Raw genomic sequence first — 20,207 nt, forward strand, 5'->3', positions numbered from 1 at the left:
ACCGGGGATTGAAAATAAAAAACCCGGAGGGGGATCCTCCGGGTCTACATGCTGAACACTCAGCCGGTTTATTTACCGAAGACTTCCACTTCGATGTAGTGATTCATATCAGATCCGGTCGATCCATTGGAATAAAGGCGAATGTACTGTCCTTTAATACCTTTAGCGTCAACCAGTTTTCCTTTGTAGGTCTCGATGTATTCTTTGCCTTTTCCAACCCCAAGGCCGGCAGAGTTGTCATGGTCGTTATTAAAGATGGTTGTAACACCTTCAACAAACTCAGCATCGTCAGAAACCTGAATGATTACATCGCGGTAAGCGCGGGCCTGTGCATGATAGTGCCACAAAGCAACGGCATAGATTGTTTTGACTTCACCGAGATCAATCTGCACCCACTGAACCCCGGGGCCGAGTTCAACATAGGAACCGTCTGCTCCGTCTTTGTCGCCATCGGTGATGTACTCCAGTTCGCCGATGACCGGAAAGTCGTCCGAACTGGTGACTTCTTTGCCTTCAGCGATATTGACCGTGCCTTTCGGAACCATAATTTCCGGCGGAGGCGTACCCGGCTTTTCAAGATTACGGGTGCGGATCTGTTTCGGGGTACCGGCAAACAACGGTTTCGGCAGCTCGAGTTCGAGTTTTTCCATTTCTTCAGCAATAGCGGATCCGGTGAACAGAATGGCAAGTGCTGCAACAGTTACTGTTTTCAATTGGTTTTTCATTTATATTACCTCCATAAATTCGCGGATAACCTATACCGCATATTGGTTGGTTGTCTTGTATATAAAACGAAGGGGGTTGTACATTTCAGACACCGATTTTAATTAACGATTCATCGGGTTCAACGACATAAGCCGTAATTTCGGGGTGCATTTTACAGAGCGCTTCAATTTTTTTATTCTCCATCATCATAAAGGCTGTTGACAAAGCATCGGCTTTTGCTGCGGAGGGATGAATGGCCCAGGCAGCAAGGTGCCGTTGAGCGGGTTTTCGGGTTTTCGGGTTGATAATATGTGCTCCTTTCACCTCGGTTCCGGAACCGCTCAGTGCCCGGTTTTTAAGGGTGACTTCCGAGAGCCCGACTTTTTCACCCCAGGGGCCGCCGACGCCCAACGTCCATTCACGGCCGAGGGCCAGCACTGTACTTCCGCCGCCGTTGAGCACGACTTCGGTCATATCCCAGTCCTCCAGAATTGTGGTTACATCATCCAGGGCATAGCCTTTTCCGACTCCGCCGAGATCAAGCGAAGCCTTACCTTCGGATTTCCAGCCGACCGTGAAATTTTCGCGGTCGATTTCCAGCCATTGGATACCGGCTCCCAGCGTCGGGTCAAAAAGTCCGCCGGTAACGCTGTGCGCCCATAGGGCCGCTTCAAGGCATTCAATCACTTCGGTTCCCACGCGTATGGATTCTCCGGCATCAAGCAGGTTAATCTGTCCAACATCACTGCCGGCATTATATCGGCTCAGCAGATTTTCAAGATGGTCGATACGGCGGAAAACAGCGTCAGCGGTCTGCCGGGCATATTCCCGGTTTTCAGAATCAATGATGACCTCAAACGAAGTGGTCATTGCTTCATGAGAAAAACTGTGGACGTTTTCGTTCATCGCAGATTAAAGTTCGCGCACCCAGATGTTACGGTAACGAATCGGATTGTTGTGGTCCTGCAGCAGGAGAGGACCCTTTTCAGGATGGGGCCAGTATTTCGGTAGTTTTTTATAGGTTGAAATCCCCAGGAATTCGGTGTTGTTCTGAACCACCACACCATTATGGATCACGGTGGCCGCTGCCGGGGAAATCACTTTGTCGCCTTCAAAGCGCGGTGCCCGGAAAATAATGTCATACGTCTGCCATTGACCGGCCGGTCGGCAGGCATTGGCCAATGCCGGATGCTGGCCGTAAAGCGCAGCGGTCATACCGTCGGCATAGGAGGTATTTTCAAAACAGTCGAGTACCTGAATTTCATATCTTCCCATAATGAAAACACCGCTGTTGCCGCGGCCCTGATCTTTTTTATTTAAACTTTCAGAATCGTTCGGGGTCATCCATTCGAGGTGAATCTGGCAGTCACCGAACTGTTTTCTGCTGATCAGACTGCCGGTACCATTGACTTCCATATATCCGTCCTGCACCTTCCACAACGCTTTTCCGTCCGGATTGTAATATTTCTTTTTATTGGTACTCACCGTACCGACCCATTCTGTCAGATCGGTACCGTCGAACAGGACATAGGCATCAGAAGGAGGCAGGCAGGATTTTTCGCCCGGTGTAACCACAGGAGGAAGAGGCCGACTGTAATCATGCACGCGATATCCGTCCGGCAGGAAAGGATTATCGGCGTGAGGGTTCTTTTTTTCGGCGGCGTTTACAGCAAACGCTGCAGCAACTGCTGTGAAAGTAAGGATTGTTTTTTTCATCTTATCTTTTCCAGTAAAAAAATACCGTCCGAAAAATCGGAATTCGATTTATCGGACGGTATTCAGTTTCAATCCATCAGCCCTTCGTTTTTTTAGCGGACAGACAGCCCATACCCGCAGCAATCAGGCTGATGACCGCAGCGGTTCGGTGTACCACAATCGCGGTGTGCTGCCCGTGTGTTCCCAGAACAGGGAACATTGCCAGCAGTACGCTGAGAATGAGCACAATACCGCTGATCAGCAACACCCAGAACCAGGGGCCGCCGCTTTTTGCACGGACAACGGCATAAACGACCAGAGCAACGGCATAAAGGGCTCCGAAGCCGGTATGGCTCAGCAGCGGGAAGCCGTTCAGCGGATACGAAAACGGCCAGCCGAACAGGAAGCCGGTCAGAGCGAGCACCAGCATGCACACCATCAGCACGATTTTCACCGGGCGGGTGTTGATCTCTTTTTCGCCTGCAATGTTGACGAGTTTATAAACCAGCGGCAGTCCTGCCGCCAGTGCAATCAGCACCAGCAGCAGTGAAAGATTGCTCATGATGCATTTGAACAGACTGCGCACTTTGAACGAGTTTCCGAACAGCTTATTGAAGCCGGCGCTCACGTTCTGGAATTCATGCATCGAAACCGTTTTCGCCTTATCCGTAAGCAAAGGACCGGTGGCGGTTACAGTACCGAACAGGAAGTTTGAATCTTCTGCATGACACTCCGTGCAGGATTTAGCACCGAGAGCCTGTGCCGTACCGCGTACATCATGACCCAGTGGCCAGGAAACCGGTTCGGCGGATTCATGGTCTGAATCCACCAGTGTATCGCCGGAAAGATCAAATTTCCGGCCGTTGGAAATATAGGATGCACCATTGCCGAGTTTTTTCAGCATTTTCACAACCTGCTCTTCGTTGAATGCTTTATCGGTACCGACGATATCGGTCACTGCTTTTTCCACAAACGGATCAACCAGTTTTTTACCGTCTTTGGTGTACCAGCCGTCAACGAGTGTCGTGTTGGTGCCCACCAGCCAGCCATCCTGAACTTCAAACAGTTTTCCCTTTGAAGCCAGAATAATCTCGGTCGGCTCGAAGGCCTTCATGATTCCGAGAATCCGTTCTTCCGCATCGAAATCAAGCTGCTCTGCATTGACGTCAAATTCCGGAATGGTGGATACGATATTACTCGGTGTTTTCCAGGCCCAGGTAACCGGCAGATCGGTCTGGCCGATCAGATCCAGTCCGCCATCGGCATTCTGCACATAGGCATTGCCGGCGGCAATATAGACCGGTTCGCCGATCGGGAACGGCGTGGCATCATCAATACTGCCCCAGATGGCGAGTGTTGAAGCCACCTGCTGAGCGGTATCGAGAATGCCTTCAGCGGCTTCAGCAACCACCTCTTCGGGAAGCGGATTACCTTCGGCATCGGCCCAGAAGGCCGGCCACATCATCCGGCGGGGTTCAATCCTGCCTTCATCGTTCCGGACATAGACCGGCTCAACAATGAATGGCGATTCGGTGTACCATTGTGCACGGCCGTAAATTCCAAGCTTGTTCGCACGTGATGTACGAATCAGCTGAGGTTCTTCCCCCGGTTCCAGACCGGAATGGCAGGCGGTGCAGGTCAGTTCATCGAAGTGCACCGGCGGAAGCCCTTTATGATGGGCAACCGGGGCGCCGGCCTGACCGGCTATCAGCCCGTCTTCCGTATGACAGGCCGCACAGCTCATGGTTTCCGTAGTACCGCGCAGCATTTGATGATCTTCACCGTTGCGGTGGCAGTCCACACACGACAGTCCGGCCGCCGCATGGACATCACCGGGAACATCCATACGGGCTGCCGTTACAGGATGCGTAGAGTGGCACTGTACACAGTTACGGTCCTGCGGTCGTCCGATGTCGAACCACATCCGATGCTTGGAATCGAACAGGGTTTCGTCAAAATCAGCGGAAGGCGGAACCCGGTAGACTTTATCGTCCGGACTGCCGCCCATATACATATTCCACCATTCCGGCATGCGCGACGCCATACCGCTCACCTCGGCCATACCGGATGCTGCAGTGGAAGCCCAGCGGAAGTTTTCGCGGGCAATCTGTTTTGCCCACTCGGTCATATCCTGACGGTGGGAGTTATTATGACATGCCAGACAGTTCATTTCCAGCCCGCCGGAAATTTCCCAGCGTGCATCCGGATCGGCCAGCTTATCTTCCGGATCACTGATGGACCCGCCGGGAAGGTGACTGCCGAACTGTTTGGTGAATTCCCAGGCCGAAAGGCTCATGCGTTCAGCCGGAACCTGAACCCCGATGGTTTCATCGACCACAATCCAGGGTTCTGTTGCCCGACCCTGGCCGGCACCCTTAAAGTGCGATCCGCCATGAATTTTCTCATAGTCATGGCACGCACCGCACGTCATTTTCGACGAAAACGGCAGGTTTTCCGGCAGGGAGGTGTTGATGGGCTGACCATCTTCCGAAAAAAGCGGAATGCGATGAACAGGCGTCGTTCTGCTTCCATCAAAATGATTTGCGAAAACAGATACCGCTGTTCCCAGCAGGGATAGTATCAGATATTTTGTTTTCACACGTGGAAGTCCGATTTCTTGAATTCAATTTTCTGGCTGGTTGCAACAGCCTGGTTTACCGACAGAACAGCAACTGCAGTTTCGTATCCTTTTTCAGCGGGACAGTTCAGCGGGGTTCCGTAGCGGATGGCATTGAAAAAGTTTTCCAGATGCGGCTGGTGGGCCGGTTTTGAAAGGTCAATCGGCAGCGGCCATCCGGTGGCGGCTTCCGTAACACGGACATCGACCGCTTTATTCTTTGTGGCTGTTTTCTTAATGGCCGTCGGTTTGGCTTTGATCAGCCCTTTGGCCGCCAGCTCTTCCCACTGGGATTCCGGAGCGTGTGCTTCACGGAAAACCGCATTGCCCTGAGCCGGGACTTCCGCAATTTCAAGATAGCCGTTGGTTCCGCGGAATGCCTCGGAGAATCCGCCGCGCCCCGTGGTCGTCTGCGTTTCATAAAAAGCACGGGCCGTGCCGGTAGGTGTGTCAAATTCATAAATGGCCATAACATTGTCATACCATTCCCGGTGGGCATAGAAATCGTTGCCACCGGAGGCAATGACGGATTTAGCGTTGGTTTCCCAGACCCATTCAAAAATATCAATCTGGTGTGAACCCAGGTCGACAATCGGACCGCCGCCGTATTTTTTGTACCAGCGCCAGTTACGGAACTCCATCATGGAGTTATAGCCATACTGATCCAGCACTTCCGCCGGAACCGGGTATTTGGCCGGGAAGCCGATATCATCCGCTTTGGCACGGTTCCACTGTGCGGTTGCCGTGGTCACCTGACCCAGCAGTTGTTGTTCGTGAATCAGTAGATCAATGGCATGGAGATAACGCGGATTGGAACGGCGCTGGTGACCGATCTGCAGCAGTTTACCGGTGGCTCGCTGGGTTTTCACCATTGTGGCTGCTTTTTCCAGCGAGTTGGACATTTCCTTTTCGCAGTAAACATGGAGGCCTGCTTCCATGCACGCATTGGCATGTTCGGCATGCATCCAGTCCGGGGAGGCAACCACGACGGCATCAAGCTCATCTTTGTGGTTCGCCAGCATTTCTTTGTAGTCCACATAGCCTTTGGGCATTTCACGCTGCTGACTGTAAATATAGCGTGTTCCATAGCGCAGATTGTATTTTTCCCAGATATCACATACCGCTTTAATACGGATGCCTGGAATACGAACGCAGGACTGCATCAGAATCTGGCCCTGTGCGCCGGCACCGATAAAGGCGATGTTCAGCTGATCCGGATTCTTCCGGGCTGAAAGCTCGGCATTTTCCACCGCACGCGCCTTCAGCGACGCCAGAACGGTTCCGGCCGCAGCCGTTTGCATAAATTGAGTTCTATTCATTATGATCCCCCGACTAATTTGTGTAATAAATTAACAAATAGCGTTTCTACTTGGTCTTATTCTCATCATCAAACAAAAAACACTTCCTCAGCTGTATTTTTCATACCGCAGATCGTTTCTTGTATTTATGCCGGAGAATATATCTCTCGTCCCGGCATAAGTCTTGTAGAATCAACGCCGGGACTTGTACAAAACGGACAACAGACCCTGTGAATAAAAAACAAAAAAGCGCCCCGGATGGAGCGCTTCTCTTCGATCGGCAGCAGAATACGGTTTAATTCATCACCGATTCAATGGTCTGCAGTGCATAGGACTTCATCTGTTCATTTTGGGTGCGTTCTGCATAGTGTTTAAGGTGCGGAACCGCCGGTTTTTTAGTTTTCCAATGCCAGGTCTGTTCGATCATGGCCTGACCGGCTTCATCCACCACTTCGGGATTATCGATGTACGGCGCAATAAACTGAATTACGTCTTCACTTTTGTACCGTTTCACCGTTGAGAGAATCATACGGATTTCCTCGGGCCGCGAGGCCAGGGCCGCCGCATTTCTGCACATCGGCAGCGCTTCCGCCTCCGTATTAAAGGTTCCGGCCAGGCGAATATAACCGCGAAGAGCGAAAAGCTTGTATTTATCTTCCGGCGCATTTTTCGCGAGTTCCAGCAGCTGGTCCGCCACATCCGCATTCGGCCAATTACAAAGTCCACGGATTGCCGCATCCCGCGCCAGCGGATCTTCACTGCTCATGGCCTGTTCAAGAACGCCACGCGCATTTTTTCCTCCGATACTTCCGAGTGAGCGGATAATGGTATAAAGTACTTCGCCTTCCGCTTTATTATAAGCAGCGATCAGTGTTGCTGCACAGGCGTCCGGGTCAGGCATACGCTGGGCGGCCTGGGCAATGGATTTTTCCAGTGCCCCTATTTTCTTTTTACTGTCTGTTTTCAGCAACAGGTCGGCATAGGTACCGAATGTATCCACGTTAACCAGATTGGCCATGCCACTGATGGTCGCCGCGCAGGTGCGGCTCCAGTCTTTGGAAGCCAGTTTCACAAATTCCGGAAGAGCACCTTCGGCCTGACGGGCGGAAAGACAGTTGATATATTGAACTTTCACCTTTTCGTCTTTGGCACTTTTCAGTGCATCAAGAATAGCGGCATCAAGCCCCTCGGCATTTGCAGCACACAAAGCATCGAAGGCGGTCTGATCGGATGCCGCCGCCGGAATCAGCTGAAAAGCCGATGTGCCGCCGATCTGACCCAGCGCATATATCGCCGCTTTCCGAACCGCATCGTTTTCCCGCTGCATTTTTTCAACGGCAAACGCCTCGCCGGCCGCTTCGCGGCGGACCGCCAGTTCATGAAGTACGAGCAGTTCAATTTCAGGATCTTCTGATTCAATATCCGTCAGTGATTGGGTCGGCAGCTGAGGCAGCAGCGAGTATGCAGTTTTCCGAAGATCGGAATTTTCATTTTCCAGGGCCTGGAAAACAGCATCGGCCGCGTCGGCAGGATCGGTCTTCACCATGGCGCCGAGTGCAGCGGAACGGATTGCCGGATCTTCATCCGCCAGCATAGCGGCGTATACCTTTTTATCGGAATTCGCCGAAAAAAGCCCGAAGAAGGAGGGCTTTACACCTTCAACGGCGGCCAGCTGCGCTTCCTTCAAAACCTTCGAAAACTGTGGATTGACCGTAGCCTGAGCCAATGCTTTTACCGCTTTTTTACCACCGATATTTCCCAAAGCACGGATGGAGGAAAACTGGAGATCGGCATTTTCCGATTCCAGGAACGGTATAATTTCAGAAACCGCTTCCGTTGTTCCGCGGGCACTGAGTGTACTGATTATTCCGATTTGGAGGTCAGCCGGAGCCTCCGGCAGGGCGGCCAGCAGGGCGCTGTCCACCGCATCGCTTTCCAGTCCTTGAAAGACCATACGGACGAACGCGGACAGATCCGGGTTCAACAGTTCCTTTTTCAGTACCGGAACACAGGCCTCAGATGCACAGTGGCGTAGCAGACGGCAGGTGTACCGTTTGCCTTCGAGCGTCGTTTCCGGCGATTGGAAAATTTCCAGGAGTTCATTTTCAAGTTTCCGGAAATTTTCCGGTTCCGTTCCAAAAACCCGAGCTTCGATCGGGCGGCGTATTTTCTGATCCTGATCCGGAGTCAGTGTACGGAGTGCTTCGAGCTGTGCACCGGCAACGGATGCGGCGAAAACGAGGCAGAGAGTTGATAAACGTACATTCATATGGTGTATCCTTATTTAATTTCATCCGGGACATCGTAATCGCCGAGGGCATACTGGATTCCGGCGAGATAGTGCTGAAGAATGCGGTTATCCCAGAAGATGTGGTGGTTGTGTCCCATGGAGCAGTAGAACACACGGCCTTTTCCTTCCTGCCGAACCCAGGTGACGCCAAAATCGCCATCCGTGCGGCTCACCTTTGCCGGTTTTCCGCCTTTCACGGCTCTGGTGTCCGGATCATTCATATCAAGGCTCACAAGTACACGTTGATTTTCACGGGAATAGGGTTCTTTAAACTGATAGATCTCGTCTTTCACTTTAAAGGATTCCCCATGAAAGCATTGGTTGATCGGATGGTTTGGTTCATCGAGTTTCATCTGAACCGTGCAGCCGGCCGTCCACGGATGGCCGCAGAAGAGACCGCCCATCATTTCAGCACCTTCCGACCACCCGTAGAAATTATCCGTGGCGGCATGGATGCCGATGATGCCTTTGCCTCCGCGTACAAACTCCAGCAAAGCCTGCTGCTGTTCGGGGGTCGGTTTCAGCTGGGTGGTACTCAGAAACAGGACGGCATCAAAACGGGCCAGATCCTTGTCGTTGAACAGATCAAGTTCCCGTGTTTCCTCCATGGTATAGGCACCGGTTTTTTCCCCCATCAGCCTGACGGCCTCCGTACCGATGGCAATCGAGTCGTGCACAAAACCTTCACAGCGGGTAACAACCAGAATTTTCCGGTTTTTTCCCGGGAGGGCCGGTGCTTTTTCCGGGAGAGCCTTTTTGACCCTGGCCACATGTTCCGGTTTGGCAGGACCCTGATGGTTTTTATTTTTCTGTGCCGCCGCGCCGGCGGAAATGACGGATGCCGTAATGAGTGTAATCCATTTTTTCATCATGAAATTCCCCGCTTGTTAAAGAATCCAGGGTTCGCGAAACGACCGGGTAAGCAGGCCGTTGGCTACCGAATCGTTCGTGATGATCTCGTTTTCCGGATCCCACTTAAGAGTGCGACCGGTGTAGATCGCGAGTTCTCCAAGCAGTCCGGCACTGATGGAGCGGTGTCCGGTTTCGGCCGGGCAGATGCATGGTCGGCGGCTTTTCACGCAGTCGATAAAGTTCCGGTGATGATCCCGGCTTTCATAAAGCCGGATTCCGTTGCTGGGAATCGGATCTTTCAGAATGCCGGGTTTGCTGGCTTCGATTTTTTCGCGGGTGACGAGTATTTCGCCCTCTTCGCCCACAAAACGGGCGCCGGGACCGTATTTACTGGTGACTTTGATCAAAGAGCCGTCGGCATATTTCAGATCGAAATCAAAAGAGGTGATGACATTGAACAGATCGCTGTCTGCAAAGCCTCCGGTTCCGCTGATTTCCACCGGGCCGGTTTCATCGAGCCCGAGTGCCCAGTGGCAGATATCAATATTGTGTCCGGCCCAGTCGGTAATCTGTCCGCCCGAAAAATCGCGCAGCCAGCGCCAGTTCCAGTGCATGGAACCGCCACGGCCCAGATCACGGTGGGGTTGCATCGGGGCTGGTCCCAGCCACATCTCATAGTCCAGTTCCTTCGGAACCGGAACCGTTTTTGCGGAACCGCCGCCATAACCGCCCGGCAGGCGGGCTTCAGCAAACTTTATTTTTCCCAGCCTTCCGTTGCGCACCAGTTCGCAGGCCATCCGGAACCGTCCGTCAGAGCGCTGCTGTGAACCGGTCTGCCAGATTACCCCGTTGCGTTCAACGGCTTCGACAATGGCACGTCCCTCCGGAATGGTACGGGCGAGCGGTTTCTGGCCGTAGATATCTTTTCCGGCATTGGCGGCCGCCACGCAGATTATGCCGTGCCAATGGTCGGGCAGGGCATGGAAAACCGCATCGATGTCATCGCGGGCGAGCAGTTCGCGGAAGTCATTGTATTCAGTGCAGTCGGTGTTTCCGTATTTTGAATCGATGGTTCGTTTGGCATTGGCGCGATGGCGGGAATCCACATCGCACACTGCCAGCAGGCGGGTATCCGGCTGGTTGAGCAGTCCTTTGAGGTTGCCCATGCCCATCGAGCCGGTACCGATACCGCCGATGGTGATTTTATTGCTGGGAGCTGTTGCGCCCAATACAGTAGAAGGGACAATAGCCGGGAATCCGGCCGCCGCTCCGGCAAGGGCTGAGGTTTTCAGCAGGTTACGTCTGGAAAGTTTCGATGTCATAGCAATTCCCATTGTTCCGAAAATCAGAGCCCGCCACGGCGGAACCGGGCGGGCGTTTTCATGAACGATTATCGTTCGAACTCAGTTGTCAAAGGCTTCGTCGAAGACACGGTCGGACTTCTCGAAATCCACTTTTTTGGTGAATGCACAGGATTCGGTTGCGCCGGCAATACGATCCATCGCGGCATCTTCCCACTCAATGGAGAGCGGCCCCTGATAATTCTGGGCATTCAGCGTACGGATAATCTCCTCGAATTTCACATCACCGCGGCCGACACTGCGAAAATCCCAGCCGCGGCCGGGGGTACCGAAATTGAGGTGGGAGCCGAGAATGCCGCTTTCGCCGTCCAGCGTGACCGCTGCATCTTTCATGTGCACGTGGTAGATGCGGTCCGGGAAGGTTTTCAGGAAGCGGACCGGATCCACGCCCTGCCAGACCAGATGCGAGGGATCGAAGTTGAAACCGAATGCTTCACGGTGACCGATGGCTTCGAGTGCGCGTTTTGCGGTGATGATATCGAATGCAATTTCGGTGGGGTGTACTTCGAGGGCAAAACGAACGCCCTGTTTATCGAACACATCCAGAATCGGATTCCACATTTTGGCAAAATATTTAAACCCGTTTTCGATCATCTGCTCGGAGGCCGGCGGGAACGAATACAGCATGTGCCAGATCGAGGAACCGGTGAAGCCGTTTACCACTTTTACGCCCATATTGGCAGCCGCCTTTGCGGTGTTTTTCATGGTTTTAACCGCCCATTTGCGCTGTCCTTCCGGATCGCCGGCAAGTTCCGGCGGTGCAAACATATCGGAGCGTCCGTCGTTGTTGAGATCGCAGACCAGCTGACCGGCGAGATGGTGGCTGATGGCGTAGCATTCGAGCCCGTTGTCTTTCAGCAGTTCTATTTTTTCCTGACAGTATTTTTTGGAACGTGCGGCTTTATCGACTTCCATATGATCGCCCCAGCAGGCGAGTTCAAGACCGTCGAAGCCCATTTCCTTGGCCAACGGGGCCAGTTCTGCGAGCGGGATGTCCGCCCATTGTCCGGTGAAAAGTGTTACAGGTCTTCCCATTGATCTTCTCCTAGGTAATTACCGATTTCCAATTGATGATTGCCGACTGAAATGCAGCAGAACGCGTGCGCTTCAATCGGCAATCGCGAATCATCTATCAGTAGGGGTTAAAGTTTCGTCCATTCGGCATTGTTGTTGGAACTTTCCACAACCGCCTTGATAAATTTCATACCGATAACGCCTTCTTTCACGCCTGGGAAATCTTTTTCCAGGTCGGTGGGTTTGCGTTTGGCTTCCTTTGCCAGAATGGTGTCGGCAAAGTTGCAGTAGTTATTCGCAAAGGCTTCGAGGAAGGCTTCCGGATGACCGAAGGGCAGGCGTGTTGCGCGGCCGGCAGCTTCAGAACGGGCTCCGACATAGTCATTACCGCGTTTCCAGATCTGCGTAGGCTCTCCGAGTTTGTCGACATAGAGCCAGTTCGGATGTTCCTGATGCCATTCCAGCGAGCCGTCTTCTCCGTGAATCCAGATGGCAAGGTTGTTTTCCTGTCCGATGGATACCTGAGATGCATGCAGCAGACCTTTGGCCCCTTTGGAGAAGCGCAGCAGGCAGTTGCCGTCGTCGTCGAGGCGGCGGCCTTTAACAAAGGTGGTCAGGTCGGCAGCCACTTCGCGGATGGTCAGCCCGGTGATGTATTCCGCCAGATTTGCGGCATGTGTTCCGATGTCGCCGATGCAGCCGGCAATCCCGGATTTTTTCGGATCGGTGCGCCAGGAGGCCTGCTGATTGCCTTCTTTTTCGGTGGCGCGCGCCAGCCAGCCCTGCGGATACTGTACGATGACTTTGCGGACTTTTCCGATGTCGCCGTCTTTCACCATGTCTTTGGCCAGTTTGACCATCGGGTAGGCGGTGTAGTTATGCATCAGGCCGAAGACCTTTTTCGATTTCTGGACAATGGTTTTGAGCTCTTCCGCTTCTTCCACGGTAAGGGTCATCGGTTTTTCGCACATAACGTTAAAACCTGCTTCCAGAAACGCTTTGGCGATCGGGAAATGGGTGTGGTTCGGGGTGCAGACGGAAACAAAATCGATCCGTTCATCGGCGGGCAGGGCCAGTTCGCCTTCAATCATCGACTGGACGTCATTGTAGGTACGGCTTTTATCGATGCAGAGTTCTTGGCCCATTGCCCGCGATTTTTTCGGATCGATGTCAAAGGCACCGGCCACGATGTCGATTTTACCGTCGAGGCGCGCGGCTTTTCGGTGTACGTCGCCGATGAAAGCGCCGGGGCCTCCGCCGACCATTCCCATTTTGAGTTTTCTATCCATGATTGACCTCCTGTGTTAGTTAAAGATTATTTAAGGAATCCGAGCGCAACGGCAAGGATGATAAGAAGTAGGCAGGCCGGAAGCAGAAGCTTGAGGCTTTTCTGAATGGTTGAATTGCCGGCCATATTACCGATGGTTTTCGGAATGATTACGCCACCGAGCAGGCCGACCGCGAAAATGATGCCGAAGATGCTGCCGTAAAGTTCCGGTGAAAACTTGGAAAAGGTGACCCCGACGGTGGTGGGGAAACAGGGTGCAAATGAGAACCCGGCTGCTGCGGCGAGAAGATTTGCCGTTTTTGCGCTTTTGCATCGAGTCATCGCCAAAATGATCAGTCCGGCCACCAGGGCCGCACCGGCGATGTAGTAACCGCCGAAAAAAGTGACTTTCGGAAGGGCACTGAAAACAAGACGACCGACCATCATGGCGATGGCGAACATGGAAAGCAGATTCTGAGCAGATGCATCCGCTTTGGTTTCATCCGTATCCGGCGTTTCGTTCATGATCACTTCCTTGCCGAAAGCCGGCAGCCAGTTGCAGAACGAGGATTCGAGCGCGATATAGCAGAACAGAACAAATGCGGCCAGAAGGACGGCCGGCTTGGCCAGTAGGGCGACCGCATCGCCAATGGCGAAAGCGTTGGCGGATTCGGGATACGTTGCCGTTGCCGCGAACACTACGGGAATCAGAATAATGACGCCGAGGGCGGAAACCGCTTTTTCATAACTGGTTTTACGGAAAAGAAAACTGACGATCATCGGCGTCAGGAACAGGCCGAGGCCGAAAAATACATTGCCCATATTGCTGGCTTCCGCCGGTTTTTCACCGCCGAAAAGCACCTGAGGAATCAGCGTGTTTCCGGCCGTGTTGAGCGCCATGGCCCCGAAGCCGAGCAGCAGACAGGCAATGAGCGTAGTGGTATAGCTTTTAGCGTAGGCCAGCAGGAAAATGACCACCGCAGTAACGGCAAAACCGAATATGGCCACCGGTTTATACCCCAGCTGATCGGTTACGACTCCCATAATCAGTGATGCGACCAACGAGGTGAACATGAAGGCAGAAATCAGAGAGCCGAATCTGCCCTGATCGATCTTCAACCGGGGCATCAGTTTAACACTGACCGATCCCAGCAGGGCAAAGCACATACCCAGTCCGAACACACCCAGCAATGCTACAATTTTCACCATCATTTTCTCTCTCCTTATCCCTTAGCTTCCCCTGAAAAGGCACTGTGCCTTTTTATAATTGTTAATCACAATGCAGGTTACGCAAAGAAGAGTCTTGTAAATGCTGGGTACAGATTTGTATATTCTGCGCACTCTGGTGGAGTAGGATGCATGGATAAGGAAAAGTTTAAATCAGAATTTCTCGCGAAGATGCATAGTCCGGAGCAGGTAAAGCTCCTGTTTAATCATCTTCCCGATGTCTGGTATTTTTTAAAGGACAGTCAGGGACGTTTCATTCTCGGAAATGATCAGTTTGTGCGCCAGTGCGGAGTTGAAAGCGAGGAGGAGATTATCGGTAAAACCGACTTCGATTTTTTCCCGCTCGGCCGCGCCGAGAGTTATGTGAATGACGACCGGTATGTGTTTAAAACCGGGCAGAGTATTATTGACCGGGTTGAACTTGCACCGGACCCGGGAAACTCCATCAATTGGTTTATCACCACCAAAGTACCGGTTTTTTCTGCCGACGGTGAAATTATCGGTCTCGCCGGCACCGCTCGCGACATCACGCGTGCGGGTCTGGCACTGCAGCCCTACACCGAAATGCGCGTTGTCCTCGAATATGTACGCGACAATTATGCCCAGCCGATTGAAATTAAAGAGCTCGCGTCACTTGTACACCTTTCCGTCAGCCAGTTTGAACGCCGATTCCGTAAGGTATTTCAGATTTCGCCGCTCAAGCACATCATGCGCGTGCGTATCCGTGCCGCCAGTCTGCGCCTGACCACCACCAATGATACCATCGCCGCTATTGCCCTTGACTGCGGGTTCTACGACCACTCCCATTTTACACGGAATTTCCGTAAAATTATGGGCACTTCCCCCAAGGAATACCGGAAGCAGTATATGGCATAGCAAGCTAGGTTCCGCGGTGTTCAGAAACGGATGACGCTGGTGGGGAGCTCCGTTTCTTTTGGCTAGCTGACCGATTAAAAATCCAAGGTCACTACTGTAAAGTCCAACCCCTGATCCGGTTTTTACCATAGGATTACAGCGATTATTTCAAGAGCCACCAGAAGATGAATGAGAAGGAACAGTGTTGCTGAAAGAGGAATCTATTGAAAAATAGGCAGAACTTTTCTGCTGTGAAAATAAGATATTAAGTTTCGTCCGGATTCAGCTGCGGGCCGGGCGGCGTTTCCCGGGAATTGGAAAAAGGGGCGGGGTTCAGAGGCCGAGAAACTGAATGGCCATGCCGGAGAGGCCGATAGCGGCGCCGGCCAGAGCATGGGTATATCGTTCGAGCATGCCGAGGGGTACAAAGCGAATCCCCCAGCTGGCGCCAAGCACCACGACCATCATGGTTCCAATGGTTGAAACCGCAAAGATTCCGGCAACCAGCAGCATCCCCCACCAGCTGTGCTCTGCCGCCGGATACATGATCAGCGGAATAAGCGGCTCGCATGGACCCAGCACAAAGATGGTGAAGAGAATCCAGGGGGTGACATTGCGTGATTTGAGGCCGTGTGGATGCGCATGTTCTTCGACATGTGAATGGTTATGCGCATGGATGCTGCCGTCCTCATGAACATGTGCATGGGAATGCGACTTGTTTTTAACGGCCCGGTGAATGCCCCAGATACAATAGGTGAAGCCGAAAATGATCAGCAGCTGGGCGGCGAGGTTGCCGCGCCAGGCTTCGAACCATTCCAGTTTCCCGAGGGCAATGCCCAGCGCAGCGCCGATTAAACCGAGCGCAATGGAGCCGACAACGTGGCCGATGCCGCAGAGAAAGGTGATTCCCATGGTTTTACCGATGGACCAGTTGCGCGCTTTGCCCATGACGATGAACGGGAGATAGTGGTCGGGACCGGCGAGGGTGTGGCCGAGTCCGATCAGGGCGGCGGTGCCGGCTAGAATGGATATGGCGTCTGTCATATGCCGGCGTAGATTGAAGATCTCGAAATTGAAAGTCGATTACATAATTCACTTTGCGATTTGAATAAAATCTCTTTAATGTGCGCCCATGCCAACAGGGAAAACAGTTCAGGTCGGGCTGATCACCGATATTCATTACGATGGATCTGCGGTGGCGCTGAATCGTTTATATAATCATATCAACCAATTAAATGCGGGTAAGGCCGAGGCGCTGGTGCTGATGGGGGATCTGGTCAACGGTACCGGGGAAACCAATGCGAAGCGTCTGCTGCGCGAGGTTTCCGCTCTGTGTGATGCCTTCAAGGGTAAAACTTATTTTATGCCCGGCAATCACGACCTGGACCATCTCTCGAAACCGGAATTTTATAATGCACTTGGGCGGGCGGGAGATCCGTCGCGTTTTCATTTTGAGGCCGGCGGTTATACCTTTATCTGTGTTGACTGCAATTTCACGCCCGATGGAGAGGAGTATGAACTCGGGAATTTCAACTGGGAGGAATCGTGTATGCCGCTGGAGGAGATCGAGTGGATGCGCGCCCGTATTGCGGCTTCGCTGAATCCTGTGATTCTGATCAGCCATCAGCGGATCGATAAAGAGACCCGTTTTGCGATCCGTAACCATGATCTGGTGCGTGAAACCATTGCGATGTCTGATAAAGTGAAGGCGGTATTTCAGGGACACAACCATACGGATGATCTGCTCAGTGTGGATGGAACGTCCTATTATACACTGAGCGCCCATATTGATGATGCCGGTCCGGCGATGCTGGAGCTTGCTCCTGTAAAGGTGCGCCTGATCCGGGATTTCCAATCTTTGGAAACGGTATAAATGACGAGCTGCGATTTACATGGGCATAATTTTCTGCATGCGCAGGAGCACGGGGAGCGGCGCATTTTTATCGTGTTGGCGTTGACGCTGATCACCATGGCCGCCGAAATTGCGGCCGGACTGCTGTTCAATTCCATGGCCCTGACAGCCGACGGCTGGCATATGGGCACGCACGCCGCCGCCTTCGGGATCACCATTTTTGCCTATCACTATGCCCGGAAGCATGCTCGAAATCCGCGCTTCAGCTTTGGTACCGGTAAAGTCAGTGTACTTGGTGGTTTTGCCAGTGCGGTAGCACTGGGGGTTGTGGCACTTCTGATGGCGGCCGAATCGATTCACCGTATCATCGATCCGCAGATCATCCGTTTTAATGAGGCCATTCTGGTGGCCGTGATCGGTCTCCTTGTGAATCTGGCATCGGCTTTTCTGCTTAAAGGAGAGCATCACGGGCACGACCACCATCACAGTCACGATGAAGATCATAATCTGAAAGCCGCCTATTTTCATGTGCTCGCCGATGCTGTCACTTCGATTGCCGCCATTGTGGCACTGATCTTCGGGCGGGCCTTCGGTTGGACGGTGCTGGATCCGGTCATGGGTATTGTCGGTTCGCTGGTGATTACAAAATGGGCTGTCGGGCTTATGAAGGAAACCAGCGGCATTCTGCTCGACGGCAGTGTGGATCCCGCCTTCTGCGATAAAATTCAGCAGACGGTTGAAGATGAAAAAAGCCTGAAAGTCACCGATCTGCATGTCTGGGCTGTAGCCCCCGGGCACCATGCGGTTATTCTTTCCGTTGATTCCTCCAACGATTGGAATCCTCAGCGGGTGAAAGCTCTTTTGGTCGGTATCAGACATCTGGTGCATGTGAACGTGGAGGTACATCAGGTATGATGAAGGTGCTCCGATCTGCGATTGCGGTTTTGATTCTGGGAGGGTTGGCCTTTGTGGGCGGTACTTTTTATTTCGGCACCAGAACCGTTCACGATCTGCTGGCTGAAAGTGAAGAGCTCAAGGCCGCCCTTTCAACGCTCACACACGAAGACCAGATCGGGTTTGCTAAAGTGGTTAAACAGGAAGAGCGTGACGGCACGCTTTATACAACCGTTAAATTTGTCGAAACCGCGCGCGACGACATGCTGAACCGTGTACTGGAAAAGGAATTTGAAATCGAAGGCGATGTGGTGCACTTCGATGCGCTGATTATCACGTTTTCCGATCAGGCGGTGCTGGATGGAAAAAAGCGCTCGCTTTATCTCTGGCGGCGCGTTTACGGCGAAACCATGAATCCGGCCGAGGGCTTCGATATTACCACCCCGGGGTCACACCCCGAACGTTATGCCGATCTGCTGCGCAACCTGAAACAGTCTGAGCAGGATCTGTTCTGGGAGGCCATCTGGAATCTGTCCAATAACCCGAATGCCCTGCAGGAACACGGCGTGAAAGCCATCTACGGCAACGACATTTACAAACGTCTGCGCCCCGGCTTCATCTATGTTTTTAAAATCGGCACTGACGGCCAGATCTATCCCGAAACCGTGCTGGATATGTGAGGGGGTGGGGTTGAAGGCCGCTTACTGAACGGGGATTATTCGTTGTTTATTGAACGGTATCCGTATGCACTGAACAGGTGCACTCCATACCGACGGGGTTGATGGAATAGGTTCCGCCGTTCGGGCAGACCAGCGCGTTGAAACCGCCCGGGATATATTCGGAAATATCGGCTTCGGTCACCGGGGTGCCTACCGGTTTTCCGTTTTCCATGGCCCATTGTTCTTTGGCGGATTCAATAATGCGGCGATTGTTCCGGCAGGTGCTTTCCTGCGCAGTGCTCCGTGCTTTCTGGAAGCTGGGGATTGCGATGGCCGAGAGCAGGCCGAAATAGGATGAAGCTGCAAGTTCCAGGGGGTTTGCGCTGCCGTAGTTGATATAGGATTCTGAATAGAATCCGGTTGGTGTTTTCAGCGTATAACTGCCGAAATACAGATTTCTAAAGGATTCCGTCGTTATGTCCATCATGGATTCAAGTTCCGGATCGCCGGTGCCGATTACGATTTTTTTGAGCACATCGAGATAGGTGGTCATGAAACGCGGCGAGATAAATTCCAGTGATGTGGTTTCGTCGGGCGCGTTATTCAGCAGTTGTTTATAGAGCGGGGTTGCAACGAGACCGGTTTTATTTTTCGCGCAGCCGAGGGCTCCTTTAACGAGATCGAGGGTAGAGCCGATCAGCAGATAATCGTCGGTCATCACGAGTGTAGGAGAAAGCGGGAAGGGGGAGGAAGCGCTAAGATGTACAGTATAGAGCTCGTTTTCACCGTGCATGGATTTTACGGGGTGCAGATTGGCCTGTTGCAGTTTCTGCAGTATAATATTTCCTGCCAGAGGATCATTAATGCCGAATCCGATCAGGAGGCTCGGTTCCGGAAAATTGAAGTCTGTTCCGGTGTGTTGCGGAAGGGTGACGGTTTTAGCGTTCGAAAGCTGAAGCGAAATCAGGATGTCGTTTTCAATGGATTCTGTGATGGCACTGATGTTGGTGCCGATCAGCATCTGGGCCATCATGATCTGCTGATCAAATGCCGCCGCGGCTTCCGGTCCGCCGAATTCGTTGACCGCTTCGTTAACGATTTTCCATGTTTCATCAAGACTTATGCTGGAGTTTGCGGTGTAGACGGCGTTGGATGGAACAAATTCAATACCTTTGAGTTGGTGCGGTGCGGAACCCAGCAGTCGCCAGATTGGTTTGCCGGCATCTTTTTCTGCATGCTGACCGATGGAAATGACGCGGCTCAAACTTTTTTCCGCAGGGGCCATACTCATGGCATATGCTTTGAGTGAGAACAGGCCGCTCCACTCAATCGTTTTTTTGATGGTTTCAACGCCGTCTCCCACAACCCGGACATTTTCCGGGGTGGAACCGGTCATTGATTTCATCACCATTTGGCCCATCTTATCGATATGATCCAGAATACGCTGTTCAAGGGTTTCGGTATTCAGAAAAAGGACCATGTCGCCATCGAGATCGAGCTTTTCGACCGCCGGGTGCATCGGTTTTTCTGCTTTTACCGAAATCGTGAAAATTCCGGTCAGCACGATGAAAAGTAAGAAGATAGAAATATTTTTCCGGCTCATAACGGTCCTTTTGTTATT

General features: G+C 52.5%; 17 protein-coding genes. 4 read left to right on the forward strand and 13 right to left on the reverse strand.

The window, feature by feature from the left end; translation table 11 throughout:
- Positions 1 to 68: 68 nt before the first annotated feature.
- The 11 genes from EGM51_14815 to EGM51_14865 all read right to left on the reverse strand — a co-directional run bounded on the left by EGM51_14815 (position 69) and on the right by EGM51_14865 (position 14,311).
- Positions 69 to 725 (reverse strand): discoidin domain-containing protein, encoded by a 657-nt coding sequence (locus EGM51_14815; protein QBG48611.1) that lies wholly within the window; start codon positions 723 to 725, stop codon positions 69 to 71.
- A gap of 85 nt (positions 726 to 810) precedes the next feature.
- On the reverse strand, positions 811 to 1,611 hold the full coding sequence (locus EGM51_14820) for an FAD:protein FMN transferase (protein ID QBG48612.1): 801 nt from the start codon (positions 1,609 to 1,611) through the stop codon (positions 811 to 813).
- Positions 1,612 to 1,617: 6 nt separating this feature from the next.
- Positions 1,618 to 2,421, reverse strand: a complete 804-nt coding sequence (locus tag EGM51_14825; GenBank protein QBG48613.1) for a DUF1080 domain-containing protein — start codon at positions 2,419 to 2,421, stop codon at positions 1,618 to 1,620.
- A gap of 76 nt (positions 2,422 to 2,497) precedes the next feature.
- Positions 2,498 to 4,999 (reverse strand): hypothetical protein, encoded by a 2,502-nt coding sequence (locus EGM51_14830; GenBank protein QBG48614.1) that lies wholly within the window; start codon positions 4,997 to 4,999, stop codon positions 2,498 to 2,500.
- Positions 4,996 to 6,336: a Gfo/Idh/MocA family oxidoreductase gene (locus EGM51_14835; protein ID QBG48615.1), complete on the reverse strand. Its 1,341-nt coding sequence runs from the start codon at positions 6,334 to 6,336 to the stop codon at positions 4,996 to 4,998. The genes EGM51_14830 and EGM51_14835 overlap by 4 nt, the downstream gene beginning before the upstream one ends.
- A 274-nt stretch (positions 6,337 to 6,610) precedes the next feature.
- Positions 6,611 to 8,584 carry a HEAT repeat domain-containing protein gene (locus EGM51_14840; protein QBG48616.1) on the reverse strand — a complete coding sequence of 658 codons (1,974 nt, stop codon included), beginning with the start codon at positions 8,582 to 8,584 and terminating at the stop codon, positions 6,611 to 6,613.
- Between the two features lie 11 nt (positions 8,585 to 8,595).
- Positions 8,596 to 9,477, reverse strand: coding sequence for a ThuA domain-containing protein (locus EGM51_14845; GenBank protein QBG48617.1), 882 nt, complete (start codon positions 9,475 to 9,477; stop codon positions 8,596 to 8,598).
- A 15-nt stretch (positions 9,478 to 9,492) separates the two neighbouring features.
- Positions 9,493 to 10,791, reverse strand: a complete 1,299-nt coding sequence (locus tag EGM51_14850) for a twin-arginine translocation signal domain-containing protein (protein ID QBG48618.1) — start codon at positions 10,789 to 10,791, stop codon at positions 9,493 to 9,495.
- Positions 10,792 to 10,860: 69 nt separating this feature from the next.
- Positions 10,861 to 11,853 (reverse strand): sugar phosphate isomerase/epimerase, encoded by a 993-nt coding sequence (locus EGM51_14855; GenBank protein QBG48619.1) that lies wholly within the window; start codon positions 11,851 to 11,853, stop codon positions 10,861 to 10,863.
- A 107-nt stretch (positions 11,854 to 11,960) separates the two neighbouring features.
- A complete protein-coding gene (locus EGM51_14860; GenBank protein QBG48620.1) occupies positions 11,961 to 13,121 on the reverse strand; it encodes a Gfo/Idh/MocA family oxidoreductase in 1,161 nt (386 codons plus the stop codon).
- A gap of 26 nt (positions 13,122 to 13,147) precedes the next feature.
- Complete coding sequence (locus tag EGM51_14865; GenBank protein QBG48621.1) at positions 13,148 to 14,311, reverse strand: MFS transporter; 1,164 nt, start codon at positions 14,309 to 14,311, stop codon at positions 13,148 to 13,150.
- Positions 14,312 to 14,458: 147 nt separating this feature from the next.
- Between EGM51_14865 and EGM51_14870 the strand changes: the two genes are divergently transcribed.
- Positions 14,459 to 15,202 (forward strand): AraC family transcriptional regulator, encoded by a 744-nt coding sequence (locus tag EGM51_14870; protein ID QBG48622.1) that lies wholly within the window; start codon positions 14,459 to 14,461, stop codon positions 15,200 to 15,202.
- Between the two features lie 312 nt (positions 15,203 to 15,514).
- Here EGM51_14870 and EGM51_14875 read toward each other — a convergent pair whose 3' ends face one another.
- Complete coding sequence (locus tag EGM51_14875; GenBank protein ID QBG48623.1) at positions 15,515 to 16,225, reverse strand: hypothetical protein; 711 nt, start codon at positions 16,223 to 16,225, stop codon at positions 15,515 to 15,517.
- 88 nt (positions 16,226 to 16,313) lie between these two features.
- Between EGM51_14875 and EGM51_14880 the strand changes: the two genes are divergently transcribed.
- The 3 genes from EGM51_14880 to EGM51_14890 are packed head-to-tail and all read left to right on the forward strand — an operon-like array spanning position 16,314 to position 18,607.
- Positions 16,314 to 17,054: a hypothetical protein gene (locus EGM51_14880; protein QBG48624.1), complete on the forward strand. Its 741-nt coding sequence runs from the start codon at positions 16,314 to 16,316 to the stop codon at positions 17,052 to 17,054.
- The gene (locus EGM51_14885; protein ID QBG48625.1) at positions 17,055 to 17,948 is read left to right on the forward strand and encodes a cation transporter; all 894 of its coding nucleotides are present in this window, start codon (positions 17,055 to 17,057) and stop codon (positions 17,946 to 17,948) included.
- The gene (locus tag EGM51_14890; protein QBG48626.1) at positions 17,945 to 18,607 is read left to right on the forward strand and encodes a hypothetical protein; all 663 of its coding nucleotides are present in this window, start codon (positions 17,945 to 17,947) and stop codon (positions 18,605 to 18,607) included. Before EGM51_14885 ends, EGM51_14890 begins: the two co-directional genes overlap by 4 nt.
- A 46-nt stretch (positions 18,608 to 18,653) precedes the next feature.
- Here the strand turns inward: EGM51_14890 and EGM51_14895 are convergent, their stop codons facing one another.
- Complete coding sequence (locus tag EGM51_14895; protein ID QBG48627.1) at positions 18,654 to 20,189, reverse strand: hypothetical protein; 1,536 nt, start codon at positions 20,187 to 20,189, stop codon at positions 18,654 to 18,656.
- Positions 20,190 to 20,207: the final 18 nt, after the last annotated feature.

The sequence above is a fragment of the Verrucomicrobia bacterium S94 genome (genome assembly GCA_004299845.1).
GTDB lineage: Bacteria > Verrucomicrobiota > Kiritimatiellia > Kiritimatiellales > Pontiellaceae > Pontiella.